This window comes from Heyndrickxia sp. FSL W8-0496, assembly GCF_038007825.1.
Classification (GTDB): Bacteria; Bacillota; Bacilli; order Bacillales; family Bacillaceae_C; genus Heyndrickxia; species Heyndrickxia oleronia.
Map to the genome: position 1 here is coordinate 2140712 of NZ_JBBOXX010000001.1, position 15707 is coordinate 2156418.

Sequence of the window (15707 nt, forward strand, 5' to 3'; positions counted from 1 at the left end):
CTACAACCATTATAAGAAAAGCTGAATCTTTTACAAAAGCAACAAACTATACGTAAACAGCCTTTTATTTTTATTCTTATACATAATTCTCCTTTATTTGGTAAACATATCCTTATCACATAAGGAGAGATTATCAGATGTCTAAAATATGTGCAGTTGGTTTAGGAAAGCCTACTTATAAGATTTCACAAAATGAGACAATGGAATTTGCCAAGCGCTTGTTTTCTTCCTCGTTTCCAGATATTCATAGACTTTTACGAGTGTTTGAAAACGGTGAAATAACTTCACGATATTTTGTTAAGGATTTAGATTGGTATAGTCAGGAACATTCATTTGCCGAGAAAAATGATGCTTTTATAGAGGAATCCGTTGAAATAGGAAAAAAAGCAATAAATGATTGCCTCGAACAAGTGGAAGGAATCGATTATTACGATATTGATGCAATATTTATGATATGTACAACGGGGATGGCTACCCCAAGTATAGAAGCGCGAATAATGAATCAACTTCCTTTAAGAGAGGATATTAAGCGTATTCCAATATGGGGACTTGGTTGTGCTGGTGGGGCTGCAGGGTTATCACGTGCTTATGATTATTGTCTAGCACATCCGAAAGATAAGGCTATTGTGCTATCCATCGAGCTTTGCAGTCTTACGTTTCAAAAAAATGATCACTCCAAAAGTAATTTAATTGGTACATCATTATTTGCCGACGGTGCTGCATGTACGTTAGTAGTAGGAAATGATTGTGAGCTCCTTAAAAATATTTCATTCCCACTACCAACTATAATTGACACGAAATCTAACTTGATGAAAAATTCTATGGATGTAATGGGGTGGAATATTAAGAATGATGGTCTTCATGTCGTTTTTTCTAAGGATATTCCATCAATAGTAGAAAGCTGGCTAAAACCAAAAATAGCAACATTTATTCAAAAATATGGGCTTAAGCTTACAGATATCTCACAATTTATTGCTCATCCAGGTGGGAAAAAAGTTATTAGTGCCTACGAAAAAAGTTTAAACTTTCCATCTTCAATAACAGAAGCATCGAGGGAAGTACTCAGACAATTTGGGAATATGTCTTCTCCTACCATCCATTATGTACTAAAAAGCATTATGGAAAAGAATGTCCAGTCAGGTGAATGGGGTCTCGCTTTAGCTTTAGGCCCGGGTTTTAGTTCAGAACAGTTGTTAATGAGGTGGGAATAATGTTTTTTTATCTTTTTTTCTCAATCATTATTATACAAAGACTAGCTGAACTTTACTTAGCAAAGAAAAATGAACGCTGGATGAAGCAAAACGGTGGAGAGGAATATGGCGTTAGACATTATCAACTAATGGTGATGATCCATTCCTGTTTCTTTCTTTCCTTACTACTTGAAGTATTTTTTTTCGAAAAAACGATTCATTCACTATGGATAGTCTGGTTAGCCCTTTTTGTTATCACACAGCTAGGTAGGATATGGGTTATTCATTCTTTGGGGAAGTATTGGAATACGAAAATTATCGTACTACCTAGTTCCAAAACAATTTCTAAAGGACCCTACAAATATTTAAAACATCCCAATTATTTAATTGTTACTTTAGAATTATTAATCATTCCACTAATGTTTAATGCTTATATCACATTAATTTGCTTCTTCATATTAAATCAATTGATATTAGCGATAAGAATTCCATATGAAGAGAAAATATTAGCTGAAAATACGGATTACGCATTCATTCATAATGAACAACCAAGATTTTTTCCAAAGCTAAAAAAGTAATTGAAAACCTTTCTCGATTATGATATCTTTTTACTTGAGGATGAAAGTTATTCTCAGTTACATAGAAAATAATTTTTTTAAATAATAGGTCTATTTTTCATTAAACAAAAGGTGGTGGGACAATATGGTTTGGGGATTGGTAAGCATAACTATTGTTGTCTATAGTATGTTAATGAAATATATTATAAAAGGACTTAATCCTAATATAGTGAAGCAAGATTAAACTTATAAGCGATTTTAAACGTTCACGGCTAATGTGGACGTTTTTTTATGTGGTCCTTCTCTCGAATAATTGTTTTTTACTATAAATATAAGATTAATACCATAGCCTCCCTTTAATTCACTTAGAAAAGTGCTACAAACTTCATAAGAATCGCTGAAGTTTATTAAGTCTAAAAGAATGCAGTTAGGCAACTAAACGAAAGCAATCATTTTTTTAACAAAACTAAGATGTTTTTAAAAGCAGAATTTTTTCTTGGGAAACAACATCAAATCCGTTAAAATAGGAGTATCAAATGTTAGTTAGGGAGATAAAAATCAACATGACAAAAACGATGGACATCAATCAAACACAAGAATCAACAGAGCAATTGATTGGGTTATACAAACATTTTCATAATAATGGAGATATAGAGCGTGCGGAAAAAACGGAAGCACTATTAAAGAAATTATTGAATCATGAATACATTATTGCCTTCTGTGGTCATTTTTCAGCAGGAAAATCAACGATGATCAATTCCTTACTTGGAGAGAATGTCCTTCCTTCAAGTCCCATTCCGACAAGTGCTAATCTTGTTAAAGTGCATAAATCCCAAGAGGATTTTGCTAAGGTATTTTATCGTAATGAACCACCATTGTTATTCCAAGCACCATATGATTTTGCCAAGGTTAAGGAGTTTTGTAAAAATGGTGATGTTCGAGAAATAGAGATCGGTCAATCATTATCAAAATTATCTGATGGTGTAACAGTGATGGACACGCCCGGGGTGGATTCTACAGATGATGCTCATCGAATTTCAACTGAGTCAGCTATTCATTTGGCTAATATCGTATTTTATGTAATGGATTATAATCATGTCCAGTCAGAATTAAATTTTACGTATACGAAGGAACTTTTACAAAATGGCGTGGAACTATACTTAATCATCAATCAAATTGATAAACATAATGAGGAGGAGTTGTCCTTCGAAGAGTTTAAAATGTCTGTTAAAGAGTCCTTTGCATCATGGAATGTACATCCAAATGGGATTTTTTATACAACATTAAAAAAGCCAAATGATAAACGAAATCAATTTCCTGATGTTAAAAATCTAATTGATAGCACGTTGAAAAATAAGGAAGAACGTTTAAGAGCATCCACGGAATCATCAATTCATATACTTGTTCAAGAGCATTTTAAATGGCTTAAAGAACAGCAGGAAGAGAAATCTCTACACGCTGAGGAAATTCTACAGCAATATTCTGAAGAAAAGCTAGCAACCATTTTAAAGGATGAAAAGGTTCTTACTGAACAAATTGAGCATTTAAATAGCCGATTTAAAAACTGGCAAGACAAATTCCATGAACAGGTGGAAGAAATTTTAAAAACTGCATATTTAATGCCTTATCAAACACGGGAATTAGCAGAAAAATATTTGGAATCGGTTCAACCCGATTTTAAAGTCGGCTTATTTGGAAAGAAAAAAACAGTGATTGAAAGAACTGAACGATTACAATCCTTCTATCAAAATCTGTGTACTCAAGTAGATTCCCAACTGAATTGGCATCTTCGCCAGTTCGCTATAAAGATATTGAAGGAAGAAGACATTATTAATGATGATCTTCAAAGAACTGCTCAAAATTTAACCGTTGAATTTGATGAAGAGTTCATCTCTCAAATGGTTAAATCTGGTGCACGATTAACAGGTGAATATGTACTAAACTATTGTGATCAAATAGTTGAACGCTTACAGAAAAAAGCAAGGGTAGTTTGTCAAGATTTTAAAGAAAAAACAGGGGAAATATTGAAAAGACAAATTGACAAGGATTTATCAGCTCTTCGAGTTGAATGGCATTATGTACAAAAAGCAACGGAAGCGATAAAAGAAATCGAAAACTTTGAAAGTGAAAGAAAACAAAAGGAAGAAAATATCTTTAAACCATTATCAGACCTAAATGAATGCTATCAAGCATTACAAAATCATTGGCTAGAAGAAGAGAAAAATATTCGGATTTATAATAAACAAGAGGAACAAGCAACAAAACAGGAGCAAAAAAAACAGATTATTAAAGAAGCTGAGAAAGAAACTACTAAATTGGAAACAAATGATTCGTTAGAGAACATCATTTCTAAATTGAATCAAGCTGTCACCTTATTAAAAAATCGAAAAGGATTTCAACGGTTAATAGATAATTTAGCCTTAAAAGCAGAAAGACTGAAGAATAGAAAATATACGATTGCCTTGTTTGGTGCGTTTAGTGCTGGTAAATCTTCTTTTGCGAATGCACTTTTAGGAGAAAAAGTACTTCCTGTATCACCAAATCCGACGACGGCCGCTATTAACCGCATTTGTCCACCAACAAAAGAACATATGCATGGTACTGCAGCTGTACATTTGAAGACAGAGGCACAAGTGTTAGAAGATGTCCAAAAATCACTGAAATACTTTGACCAACAATGTAAATCTTTGGCTGAGGCAGAGGCATTGATTCCAAAGCTAATAGAGAAGGAAAATACGGAGGGTTATGTAAATGTACATCTCTCATTTCTTAAAGCATTTCATGCGGGATATTCAATTTACCAGGACACACTAGGCCAAACATTAAAAACAGATATGAATGAATTCAGAGGTTTTGTTGCGAATGAAGCGCAATCATGCTTTGTAGAGTCTATTGATTTATTTTATGATTCTGAACTTACGAGAAGAGGAATAACTCTAGTTGATACTCCAGGGGCAGATTCGATTAATGCGCGTCATACTGGTGTAGCATTTGAATATATTAAACAATCAGATGCCATTCTCTATGTTACTTATTACAATCATGCATTTTCTAAGGCAGATCGTGAATTTCTAATCCAGTTAGGTAGAGTAAAGGATGCATTTGAATTAGATAAAATGTTCTTTATGATTAATGCAATCGATTTAGCTGATTCTTTAGAAGAAAAAGAGGAAGTTCATACATATGTGTATGAACAATTAACCCAATATGGAATTCGTTTTCCGCGTCTTTTCGGTATATCTAGTCTTTTAGCACTTACAGATCGTGTAGTGGAATCGAGAATTGATGAGTTTAAAAAAGAATTTAATCATTTTCTTGACAATGATTTAATGCAAATGACCATTCAATCAGCTGTATCAGAATACCAAAAAGGCTTACAAATGCTAGATCAATTTATAACCACTGCACAGGAAGGAAAAGAAGAGAAACAATCGAAGAAGCAAAAATTAAAAAAAGAGCAGGAAGATATTATTCAATTAATGGATGCTTCAACAGCTGAGTCAGCCATTGAACAATTTGAGCACGAAAGCAATGAATTATTATTTTATGTGAAACAAAGAGTATTTTATCGTTTCCCAGACTTTTTTAAAGAAGCATTTAATCCATCATTAATTCAAAAGACGAATAAATCATCACTTAATATTGCTCTTGATGACTTATTACAAAGTCTTGGCTATGATTTTGCACAGGAACTTAGAGCAACGTCATTAAGATTGGAAAACTTTATTAAAGAAACTTTAAAACATCGATTCAATCAAATAAAAGATCAAATTACAGAAATTGAGAAGGATATTACTCTTTCAATGATAGAGTTCAATCCAAACAAAACACCAGAGTTTCCTAATGCATTTGAATCGATTTCAAAAGCTCCATTAGAGAAGTCCTTTAAATATTTTAAAAACGCCAATGCCTTTTTTGAAAAAAATGAAAAACAAAAAATGCAAGATGAACTAGAAGAAAAACTTAAACCATTGGCGGATGAATATATTAGTGAGCAGGAAAAGGTAATTTTGTTGAGCTATACAAACTATATTAATCATGAATTTTCACGAATGAAAAAAGAGATTGCTGCTGATGTCAGTGAACAATTTAATGGTTGGTATGATATCCTTGATGAACATATAGATATTCAGGAATGGGTAGAAATTAAAAATCAACTTAATCGATAATAGTTGGAAATTAGGGAGTGGATTTAGTGAAGAAAAATCGGTTTCATGTATGTGCAACATGTATCCATTTTCATGCTGAAAAATTGGATCATGGTATGCATTATTCATGTAGTCGTTTAGGATATGAGACAAAGCCGAATTACACTTTTGATTGCTGGACTCCAAAAGACCATATTATCAAACTAATAGAAAAAGAACGGGGGGAGTCATGTTGAGTATAATTGTTCCAATAAATTGGTTAAAGAATCATTTACACGAAGATAACGTTCGAATTATTGATTGTCGATTTACCTTAGGTGAACCAAGTGCAGGGGAAAAAGCATATAAGCAAAATCATATTCCAGGTGCTGTTTATTTTGACTTGGAAAAGGATTTATCCGGTAAACCTAAAGAACATGGTGGTAGGCACCCTCTTCCATCATTGAGTGAATTAAAAGAAAAACTTGAAACAGCAGGAATAGATGGAAATGTACATGTTGTACTATATGATAATGGGGAGGGGCAATATGCAAGCCGTTTTTGGTGGCTCCTCACGTATTTAGGACATCAGAGGGTTTCAATAGTAAATGGTGGGTATCGTGCGTGGATAAACGCAAAATATCCAATTGATAATAAAGTGCCTAATTATAAAAAAGCAAACTTTCCAGTTTCTATTCAATCTTCAATGCTAGCAACCATTGAAGATGTAAAAGAAAATATGCTTTCTAAGCATGCAATTTTAATAGACTCTAGAGCTTATTCACGCTTTGCTGGGATCGAGGAACCTATTGATAAGAAACCGGGTCATATCCCTGGCGCGATCAATAAAGAGTGGATGGAAGGTTTAAAAGATGGATATTGGAAAGAGAAAGAACAACAAATAGAAAGATTCACTGAATTTAATAAGTCTGATTCATTTATTGTTTATTGTGGTTCAGGTGTAACAGCAACACCAAATATAGTAGCCTTAATGGAGGCAGGATTTTCAAAGATAAAGCTATATGTGGGAAGTTATTCTGATTGGGTTTCCTACGATGAAAATCCAATTGAAAAAGTATAGGAAATACCAAGGGACAAAGTGGTAAAAATAACTTTGTCCTTTCGTGTTATAATGGACTATATAAAATGGAATAAAGATAACGTAAAGAAAATAGAGGTGAAAATATGAATAATAAACCAAATTTATTATTAGTTGATGGAATGGCATTATTGTTTCGAGCTTTTTATGCCACTTCCGTTACTGGCCAATTTATGATTAATTCAAAAGGAATGCCAACCAATGCTGTTCAGGGATTTATGCGGCATTTATTTTTTGCCTTAGAAGCTGTTGAGCCAAGCCATACAGCAATATGCTGGGATATGGGAAGTAAAACATTTCGGAATGAAATGTTTGATGGATATAAAGCAAATCGTTCCGCACCACCAGTTGAGATGATTCCTCAATTTGATTTAGTTAAGGAAGTTGTAGAGGCTTTTCATTTAACCAATCATGGGGTGGTAGGATATGAAGCAGATGATTGTATAGGAACTATCGCCAAAAGAATGCAAAATGATGCCAAGATAACTATATTAACGGGTGATCGAGATTTATTGCAACTATTAGATGAAAATATCGAGGTTCAAATTCTTCAAAAGGGCTTTGGAAATTATAATCATTATACTCATACTAGCTTTATAGAAGAGATGGGAATAACCCCTAATCAATTTATAGATGTTAAAGCATTAATGGGAGATACAAGTGATGGGTATCCAGGTGTCAAGGGAATTGGAGAGAAGACTGCGATGAAGCTTATTCAGGAATATGGTACGATCGATGAATTGCTAAAGAATTTGGAGCAGTTAACACCAGGTCAACGAAAAAAGATTGAAGAGGATATGGAAATGCTTCATCTTTCAAGAAAATTAGCAAGAATTCATTGTGAAGTGCCAATTGAATTTTCTCTTGAAACCGTGATTAGAAAACAAATCCCGAACTCATTTATAGATATGATTGATGAATTAGAATTAAAAAGCATAAGACGTCACTTGATTCAAAGTAAATGGTTGGAACAGGTTGAACTTGCTTAAAGATAATTTGTTCTATTTGGAGATTTAATTTAAACCGAAAAGCACTTAATTCCGGCTTTTCGGTTTTTTTGATGTTTTTTTAAAGGCTCTTTTCGCAAACATTGTTAGTATTTAAGTAAAAGATTAACTACTAAATATCCGCTGAAGATCGCTAGAACTGCAATCACTATAAGAACAGCTGATATCCTTTATTGGACTTTTCAAAAGCAACAACGCAAACAGCGCGTCTAAAAGTCAAAGTCTGATCCCACAAGAGACGATTCTATCTTCACACTTTATTTGGTTTCTTTTGAATTGAGGTTTGTGAATTTGGCTGAAATTCCTCGGAAAATTCTATGTTCTCTTGACCCCAACCTAAGGGGTGTGAACCAGGTGTAACTTTTTCCTTACTATTTTTTTTTCTTCTACCCAATAAACTCACCTCCGTAAATGTAGACTTCCCAATATAAATAGAAATATATAAATTTGCCGTTAAAAAAAGAAAAAATTGTACGCTAGTAAGCTGGACTTTGTAATAAATTGTCTTGAGCAAATCTAAAGAATAGATGAAAAGAGTAGGAACTAGCTGATCCTGAAAGGATGTTTCCCAATTTCCATTACATTTAAAACATTCATATAGTCACCAAATTAAAAATACTGTACAATAATAAAGGATGTTCGGGGAGTGGAGGAGAAAGAAGTGGATTCAAGAAAAACTTCATTAGATGAGTACCTAGTTTATTTAAGGGATAAAGGTTTTAAATTTGAGGAGGATGTCATCGGGTTTATCTATTTTGGTAAACAATATACCGCTGCATCAGATCAAAGCATAAAGGCTGCGATTGAAATAACACTAAAAACACAAAAAAGCTTTGATGGCAGCTTTTATATATCTTTATTGGAAACGTTTAAAAGAAAAAATATTGAAACAAGGAAGCAGGCATATACATATGTTAGAGAGATCGGCTTATTACCTGCATGAAGAGGGCATGACGCCCTCTTTTATTTTGGAATTGTCTGCTTCTTCTTAAATGGGTATATCCCCCATTTACTTACTGGAAGTTCAGCTATGATCATGCCAAATAATATAAGAATGCAACCAATTACCGCTCCTATACTCAAACGCTCATTGATCCATAAAAATGATGTTATAGCTGCAAAAACAGGTTCCATGGCTAAAATGATCGCAACTCTTGTGGGTGAAGTAGCTTTTTGGGAATACGTTTGGATAAAAAAAGCAATTGAAGTTCCTAAAATAGCAGTAATAAATAGTGCAAATAATAATGACGAAGAATTGTAAAGCTCTGGATTTAATATGATTTCCCAATTTTCAAATATGAATGCACTTATTAAGCAAAGAAATGCTACAGTGAAAAGTTGTATAGTTGTGAGCAACAATACGGGTAATTTTTTTGCAAAACGATCCGTAAAGATAATATGGAAAGCAAAGCCAAATGTACAAAGTAAAACATAAAAATCACCAATTGAAAATGGAGAAGTATTTTTTACTGCTAATAAATATAATCCAATTGTAGCAGCAATCGACCCTAGTATCGCTGTAGGTGATGGCCGACTTTTCAAAATAAAAAAAGAAAGTAATGGAACCATTACAACGCTTAAACCTGTAATAAAGCCAGCTTTAGAAGGGGTTGTATAGAGTAATCCTATTGTTTGTAGTGAGTAACCAATAAATAAACAGCTTCCTAAAACAACACCTGCTATAAATGCGTTTTTTTGAGGGATTTTATTTTTTTTCTTTCTAATTAAATATATTATAAGAATGATTATTCCTGCAATCATAAAACGAATAGCATTAAATAGAAGGGGGGGTAAAATATCAATTGCATTTTGTACAATGACAAAGGTTGCACCCCAAATAAATGCAACAAATAGTAGTAAGATTTCAGCTGTGAATTTTTTATTCAAACTATCACCTCAAATCCTTATTTAAACGTATTCCTTGACGTGCTAATTCATCTGCAGTTTTATTTTCAGAACTTGGTACCCATTTAATAAAAAACAAATCAAATGTTTTTGTTAATGATAATACTTGATTTAGTAATACTCGATATTTTTCTTTTTTTGCGAACTTTTTTTCAACAGCATGCACAACTGCTGTGGAGTCAGATCGAACAGAAATAATCGAATATTTCTTTGATTGGCAGATCTCTAGCGCTTTAATAAGTGCATGGAATTCAGCCTCATGATTATTTAGAATCCCTAAGGGAAAAGAGTAACGTTCAACTTGACCATTATTTTTAATGAAGATTCCAGCACCACTATGCCCTGGGTCTCCTGCACTTGCTCCATCAATATAGACTTCCACCAATACTAACCACTCCTATCAATTGTAAAAGTAATAATATATCACCAATTGGTAAATAAATAGTATCATTAAGTAAACATTGTTTTTAGTCTCTTTCCATATTATCTATTTAAGTACAGAGAGAATATCTATGTTGTAGGATGAATGATGGATTTATCGTCCTTACGGAATAATTTAAATTCCAGGAACTCTCTCTATTGTAATATGAATGTAAGCGACAATAAAAGGAAAAGTTTAAACAAGGGCATTAAAACATAATTAATAATTAATTAGGGGATTTGCTATGAATTATAAAATTCTTTGGAAATATAAAGCACCTAAAATGGATACGATTTTATTAGAAACGGAATGGATATCAGAAAAAGTTATCGATCGGTTAATGGATGATTTTATTAAAACGGGTCGGACAGTAGATATAACGATTCTCGATGAAATGGGAAATGAGTGGACGAAAAAAGAATATGTAAAATTGAAAAAAGCAATTGAACTGGAGCCCAGCAATATTATTGTTTATTTTGATGGAGGATATGACCTTAAGCAAAAGGTAGCAGGAATCGGAATAGTGATTTATTATGATAAAGGTGATAAACATTTTCGAGTACGTGCGAACTATCGATTGGAAGAACTTGAGTCAAATAATGAAGCAGAATATGCAGCACTTTATAATGCAATTATGTTATTGGAAGAGTTAAATATTCGCCATATGCCATGTACAATAAAAGGGGATTCGCATGGTGTATTGAAGCAATTATCAGGAGAATGGCCATGCTTTGAAAAGGTTTTAAATCAATGGCTGGATCGAATTGAATCAAAAATAAAGAAATTAGGGATAAAACCAATTTATGAGCCGATCCCTCGTAGTGATAATAAGGAAGCCGACCAATTAGCATCTCAAGCACTTAATAATAAGATCGTGCATAGTCAAATTGAATTATAAATGTTAGATAATGGATATTGGAATCAGAACTTAAAATCCATACCAAAAGGGCCATTTTATATAATGAAAGGTTGAGACGATGAATCGAAGAACCATCTTAGAGGATATGAATACTATAATAAGCACATATTGTGAAGGATGTTTTGTTAAATCAGCTTTGAGGAAGGAATATAATAAAGGATACGCACATCAATTTTGTATTCGTGAGTGTACAGTTGGGGAGCAAATAAAGAAATATGGAGAAGCACTACTTAATCACAAAAATGGTCAAACTGCCGAGGCGCATATGAATCAAAACCAAAAAGGCTGACAGAAGTCAGCCATATCATTTATTTTTGATTATTTTTTTGTAACATTAGCAGCTTGAGGTCCGCGGTTTCCTTCTACGATTTCAAAAGAAACTTCTTGGCCTTCTTCTAGAGTCTTGAAGCCTTCACCTTGAATAGCAGTGAAGTGAACGAATACGTCATCTCCGCCTTCCACTTCGATAAAACCATAGCCTTTTTCGTTGTTAAACCATTTAACTTTACCGTTTTGCATAATTCTTATTCCTCCTAAATCTTACAGCACAAAGTGCCAAGAAAAAATATAGTCCATTAATGAGTCATAAAGATTTCCATAATAAGAAATATTTATATCTATTAATGTTAAATTTAATATACACCAATGTCATTCAGTGCGTCAAGATAACATTTTGTTAAAAATAAAATTTTATGAATTTTTTGATAAGTGATTTGTGCTAATGCCATATTGCCTAAAACATAGGATTTCTTGTTTAATTATTGTAATTATAGTAAACTTTTTATGGAAGATAAAAATAGAATTTTATTTTTATGCTCTTGATCTTATTCTATATACATAATTGATATATTTGAATTGTGATTTAACTTTTTATTTTATATAATGGGGGTTTAGGGATGCCTACACCAAGTATGGAAGACTATATCGAACAAATTTATTTATTAATTGAAAATAAAGGATATGCCAGAGTATCGGATATTGCGGATGCTCTATCTGTTCACCCCTCATCAGTGACAAAAATGGTCCAAAAGCTTGATAAGGATGAATATTTAGTTTACGAAAAATATCGTGGTTTAGTTCTTACACAAAAAGGGAAAAAGATTGGAAAACGTTTGGTAGACCGACATGATCTACTTGAACAATTTCTTACTATTATAGGCGTTAAAGAAGAAAATATATATCAAGATGTTGAAGGAATCGAACATCATCTTAGTTGGAATTCCATTGATCGTATTGGAGATTTAGTCCAATTTTTTGAAGAGAATCCAGAACATGCGAAAGTGCTTAAACAATTACAAGAAAAGAATGAAAAAGAGGTATAAAATCGAACCGTTAACCGGTTCTTTTTTTCTATCACTCTTCATTAAGGTCAAGGAGGTAAGTGATGAAATCATTTTCTTGGACGGACACGTCTCAATTTCAATGGGATGAGCGCGCAAAATCTTGGCATTCTAAAAGTTTAAATATGTGGTTAAACGGAAGTAGGAAGGAAATTATCCCGTTTATTGAGAATTATATTCCTAAAGGTAAGTTTCTTGATTTAGGTTGTGGTGATGGCTTTGGATCCTATTTACTTTTTGAAAAGGGATACGACGTCAGCGGGATAGATATTTCGGAAAAGATGATTCAGTATGCGAAAAAAAAGGAAACCAACCATTTGATTTTCTATCAAGGGGATATGCTAAACCTTCCATTTAATGATGAAGAATTTACTGGAATGATGGCCATTAATTCTTTGGAATGGACTGAAAGACCGTTAGATGCATTAAATGAAGTAAAAAGGGTGATGAAAGATAATGGGTTTGGCTGCTTTGGCATACTAGGCCCTACGGCAATGCCACGGATAAATAGTTTTTCAAGGCTAGAAGGAAAAGACACCATTTGTAATACAATGATGCCATGGGAATTTTTAAAATTGGCAACGGAAAATGGTTGGGAACTTATTGCGGAAAAAGAAGTATATAAAAAAGAAGTCACAGATAGACATGTAACGGGATTATCGAATAAATTAAAGCAAGCTTTATCATTCATGACCATATTCATTTTAAAAGTAAAATAGTTATTCTTTTAACCAAATTGTTACAGAGGAATGTTAAAATATTGATGAATCAAAAGTTGATTGGGGGAAGAAAAATGGGGACAGACAAACGAGTAAAAACAGATATAGAAATTGCACAGGAATCTAGTTTACTACCAATTAAAGATATAGCGAAATCGATTGGACTTTCTGAAAACGATATTGATTATTATGGGAAATATAAAGCGAAAATCACTTATGAAAAAATACATAGTTTACAAAATGAAAGCGATGGAAGGTTAATATTAGTCACTTCCATCAATCCTACACCTGCTGGAGAGGGTAAATCGACAGTTACTGTAGGTCTTGGTGATGCATTAAATCAGCTTGGCAAAAAAACATTAATTGCCTTAAGAGAGCCTTCCTTAGGACCGACAATGGGAATGAAAGGAGGAGCAACAGGCGGAGGATATGCACAAGTACTACCGATGGAGGATATTAACCTTCACTTTACAGGTGATTTACATGCGATTACGACTGCCAATAATGCACTTGCGGCCCTATTGGATAATCACATCCATCAAGGGAACTTATTACAAATTGATCAAAGAAGAATCGTTTGGAAACGTGCATTAGATCTGAATGACCGTGCTTTACGACAGATTGTAATTGGCTTAGGTGGACCAACACAAGGCGTTCCACGTGAGGATGGTTTTGATATTACTGTAGCATCAGAAATTATGGCAGTACTTTGTTTGTCTTCTAGCATAGATGATTTGAAACTAAGACTTTCGAAAATGGTGGTAGGCTATAATATTGCAAAAGAACCAGTCACAGTTGGTGACTTAGGTGTTGAAGGTGCACTAACACTACTATTAAAAGATGCATTAAAACCAAATTTAGTTCAAACGATCGAACATTCTCCAGCACTTGTTCACGGGGGCCCATTTGCTAATATTGCCCATGGATGTAATAGCATCATGGCAACAAAAACTGCTTTGAAATTAGCGGATTATGTTGTAACAGAAGCAGGTTTTGGAGCTGATTTAGGTGCGGAAAAATTTTTAGATATTAAATCTAGAGCAGCAAATATTAAGCCTGATGCAGTAGTTATTGTTGCCACAATTAGAGCACTAAAAATGCATGGTGGAGTACCAAAAACTGAGTTACAGAAAGAAAACCTAGATGCATTAAAACTAGGCCTTGAAAATTTACAGAAGCATATCGAAACGATTCAGCAATATGGTCTTCCGATTGTAGTAGCTATTAATCGGTTTACGACAGATACTAAGGATGAGATAGCTGTACTTACAGATTGGTGTCAGCAGCGTTCCGTTCCTGTTGCATTAACAGAGGTATGGGGAAAAGGTGGAAAAGGCGGAATCGAGCTTGGACAGTTAGTGCTCCAGGAAATTGAAAAAAATAATAAAACATTTGAATATCTATATGATCTTCAATTACCAATTAAGGAGAAGATTAAAACGATTGTACAAAAAGTATATGGAGGCACGGATGTAGAGTTTTCTTCTAAAGCCGAAAAACAATTAATCGAATTTGAAAAATTCGGTTGGGGAAATCTACCTGTTTGTATGGCTAAAACACAATATTCATTATCTGATGATCCTAGTAAATTAGGTCGTCCCAAAAATTTTTCTATTCATGTCCGTGAACTAAAACCAAAATTGGGAGCAGGTTTTATTGTTGCATTAACTGGAGATGTAATGACCATGCCAGGTTTACCTAAAAAACCAGCAGCTTATCAGATGGACGTTGACGCAAATGGAAGAGCCATGGGACTCTTCTAAGTTTACCTGCGTTTAATTTAGTAGAGGTGACTTTATGTTCGATCCAACAGCATATGATAATTTGAAAGTAATATTGGAAGGAGCAGTATACGATTTAGATTTAAGTGGGGAATTAAAAATAATTGAACGGAATGATATCGTAGATTTAGCGAAAATAGTAAGACGGTATGAAATAACCTATATACTTGTCGATCAGCCATCTATAAAGGCGAATATATCACTTGAAGCAAATTTAAATCAATTAGCTTCCGAATTATTAAATATTGAAAATCAAAGTATGTTTGGAGCGAATATAGCCATTTCTTTTTCTTGGAATACGAGTGAAAATACGAAGGGTTTTTTTCACTCCATCAAGTCCCATTGGGGTCCAGAACATATATATGAGGAAAAACAAATCATATCTACGTTACATGGTTCACATGAAGAAATGACGATTCGATTTTCTCGTACGATGACAGAAGAGATGGTAGATGATTTAGTAGAGATGTTTCACTATTCCATTGTAACAATCAAAAAGTTATTAACAGGAACAGGCTAAAAGCCTGTTTTTTTATTGAAAACAATAATTGTATGATTATTTTTCAGAACGTATATATTTTTCAGAAAAGTGTTTACAAAGAAAGAGTAATCCTTTAGTATTACAAAAGGAAGAAAAAACTT

At 33.4% G+C, this 15707-nt stretch carries 17 protein-coding genes; 13 read left to right on the forward strand and 4 right to left on the reverse strand.

The genetic code is table 11. The features are described from left to right. Positions 1-137: 137 nt before the first annotated feature. The 6 genes from NST63_RS10825 (at position 138) to NST63_RS10850 (ending at position 7962) form a co-directional block, all read left to right on the forward strand. Entirely contained in the window at positions 138-1211 is a 1074-nt protein-coding gene (locus NST63_RS10825) for a type III polyketide synthase (protein ID WP_341042068.1), read from the forward strand. Continuing rightward, positions 1211-1768 carry an isoprenylcysteine carboxyl methyltransferase family protein gene (locus tag NST63_RS10830; RefSeq protein WP_212942788.1) on the forward strand — a complete coding sequence of 186 codons (558 nt, stop codon included), beginning with the start codon at positions 1211-1213 and terminating at the stop codon, positions 1766-1768. The genes NST63_RS10825 and NST63_RS10830 overlap by 1 nt, the downstream gene beginning before the upstream one ends. 542 nt (positions 1769-2310) lie before the next feature. Next, positions 2311-5916, forward strand: a complete 3606-nt coding sequence (locus NST63_RS10835) for a dynamin family protein (RefSeq protein WP_341042070.1) — start codon at positions 2311-2313, stop codon at positions 5914-5916. Between the two features lie 26 nt (positions 5917-5942). Further along, complete coding sequence (locus NST63_RS10840; RefSeq protein WP_058006434.1) at positions 5943-6131, forward strand: hypothetical protein; 189 nt, start codon at positions 5943-5945, stop codon at positions 6129-6131. Beyond that, positions 6128-6955: a sulfurtransferase gene (locus tag NST63_RS10845; protein WP_242598142.1), complete on the forward strand. Its 828-nt coding sequence runs from the start codon at positions 6128-6130 to the stop codon at positions 6953-6955. Before NST63_RS10840 ends, NST63_RS10845 begins: the two co-directional genes overlap by 4 nt. Positions 6956-7059: 104 nt before the next feature. Continuing rightward, entirely contained in the window at positions 7060-7962 is a 903-nt protein-coding gene (locus NST63_RS10850; RefSeq protein WP_341042071.1) for a 5'-3' exonuclease, read from the forward strand. Positions 7963-8230: 268 nt separating this feature from the next. Here NST63_RS10850 and NST63_RS10855 read toward each other — a convergent pair whose 3' ends face one another. Then, positions 8231-8374 carry a hypothetical protein gene (locus tag NST63_RS10855; RefSeq protein WP_341042072.1) on the reverse strand — a complete coding sequence of 48 codons (144 nt, stop codon included), beginning with the start codon at positions 8372-8374 and terminating at the stop codon, positions 8231-8233. A gap of 267 nt (positions 8375-8641) precedes the next feature. Here NST63_RS10855 and NST63_RS10860 point away from each other — a divergent pair, with 267 nt between their 5' ends. Then, positions 8642-8923 (forward strand): DUF6123 family protein, encoded by a 282-nt coding sequence (locus tag NST63_RS10860; protein WP_078110802.1) that lies wholly within the window; start codon positions 8642-8644, stop codon positions 8921-8923. A gap of 20 nt (positions 8924-8943) precedes the next feature. Here NST63_RS10860 and NST63_RS10865 read toward each other — a convergent pair whose 3' ends face one another. Both NST63_RS10865 and NST63_RS10870 read right to left on the reverse strand, forming a co-directional pair. Further along, entirely contained in the window at positions 8944-9867 is a 924-nt protein-coding gene (locus NST63_RS10865) for a DMT family transporter (RefSeq protein ID WP_341042073.1), read from the reverse strand. Positions 9868-9871: 4 nt separating this feature from the next. Next, positions 9872-10270, reverse strand: a complete 399-nt coding sequence (locus NST63_RS10870) for a reverse transcriptase-like protein (protein WP_212942782.1) — start codon at positions 10268-10270, stop codon at positions 9872-9874. A gap of 280 nt (positions 10271-10550) precedes the next feature. Between NST63_RS10870 and NST63_RS10875 the strand changes: the two genes are divergently transcribed. After that, positions 10551-11204, forward strand: a complete 654-nt coding sequence (locus NST63_RS10875) for a reverse transcriptase-like protein (RefSeq protein WP_212942781.1) — start codon at positions 10551-10553, stop codon at positions 11202-11204. 79 nt (positions 11205-11283) lie between these two features. Continuing rightward, complete coding sequence (locus NST63_RS10880) at positions 11284-11514, forward strand: zinc-finger domain-containing protein (RefSeq protein ID WP_058006428.1); 231 nt, start codon at positions 11284-11286, stop codon at positions 11512-11514. A gap of 29 nt (positions 11515-11543) precedes the next feature. Here the strand turns inward: NST63_RS10880 and cspD are convergent, their stop codons facing one another. Next, complete coding sequence (gene cspD, locus NST63_RS10885) at positions 11544-11744, reverse strand: cold-shock protein CspD (protein WP_058006427.1); 201 nt, start codon at positions 11742-11744, stop codon at positions 11544-11546. 377 nt (positions 11745-12121) lie between these two features. On the opposite strand from cspD, the gene mntR reads away from it, so the two are divergent. The 4 genes from mntR (at position 12122) to NST63_RS10905 (ending at position 15585) form a co-directional block, all read left to right on the forward strand. After that, positions 12122-12547, forward strand: coding sequence for a transcriptional regulator MntR (gene mntR, locus NST63_RS10890; RefSeq protein WP_058006426.1), 426 nt, complete (start codon positions 12122-12124; stop codon positions 12545-12547). Positions 12548-12609: 62 nt separating this feature from the next. Beyond that, positions 12610-13284 (forward strand): class I SAM-dependent methyltransferase, encoded by a 675-nt coding sequence (locus tag NST63_RS10895; RefSeq protein ID WP_341042077.1) that lies wholly within the window; start codon positions 12610-12612, stop codon positions 13282-13284. Between the two features lie 74 nt (positions 13285-13358). Next, entirely contained in the window at positions 13359-15047 is a 1689-nt protein-coding gene (locus NST63_RS10900) for a formate--tetrahydrofolate ligase (protein ID WP_341042079.1), read from the forward strand. Positions 15048-15081: 34 nt separating this feature from the next. Next, entirely contained in the window at positions 15082-15585 is a 504-nt protein-coding gene (locus NST63_RS10905) for a hypothetical protein (protein WP_212942775.1), read from the forward strand. Positions 15586-15707 lie beyond the last annotated feature (122 nt).

Coding starts and splice junctions, on each gene's coding strand:
- NST63_RS10825 (WP_341042068.1), top strand. CDS start 138: ATGTCTAAAATATGTGCAGTTGGTTTAGGAAAGCCTACTTATAAGATT.
- NST63_RS10830 (WP_212942788.1), top strand. CDS start 1,211: ATGTTTTTTTATCTTTTTTTCTCAATCATTATTATACAAAGACTAGCT.
- NST63_RS10835 (WP_341042070.1), top strand. CDS start 2,311: ATGACAAAAACGATGGACATCAATCAAACACAAGAATCAACAGAGCAA.
- NST63_RS10850 (WP_341042071.1), top strand. CDS start 7,060: ATGAATAATAAACCAAATTTATTATTAGTTGATGGAATGGCATTATTG.
- NST63_RS10875 (WP_212942781.1), top strand. CDS start 10,551: ATGAATTATAAAATTCTTTGGAAATATAAAGCACCTAAAATGGATACG.
- NST63_RS10880 (WP_058006428.1), top strand. CDS start 11,284: ATGAATCGAAGAACCATCTTAGAGGATATGAATACTATAATAAGCACA.
- cspD (WP_058006427.1), bottom strand. CDS start 11,744: ATGCAAAACGGTAAAGTTAAATGGTTTAACAACGAAAAAGGCTATGGT.
- mntR (WP_058006426.1), top strand. CDS start 12,122: ATGCCTACACCAAGTATGGAAGACTATATCGAACAAATTTATTTATTA.
- NST63_RS10895 (WP_341042077.1), top strand. CDS start 12,610: ATGAAATCATTTTCTTGGACGGACACGTCTCAATTTCAATGGGATGAG.
- NST63_RS10900 (WP_341042079.1), top strand. CDS start 13,359: ATGGGGACAGACAAACGAGTAAAAACAGATATAGAAATTGCACAGGAA.
- NST63_RS10905 (WP_212942775.1), top strand. CDS start 15,082: ATGTTCGATCCAACAGCATATGATAATTTGAAAGTAATATTGGAAGGA.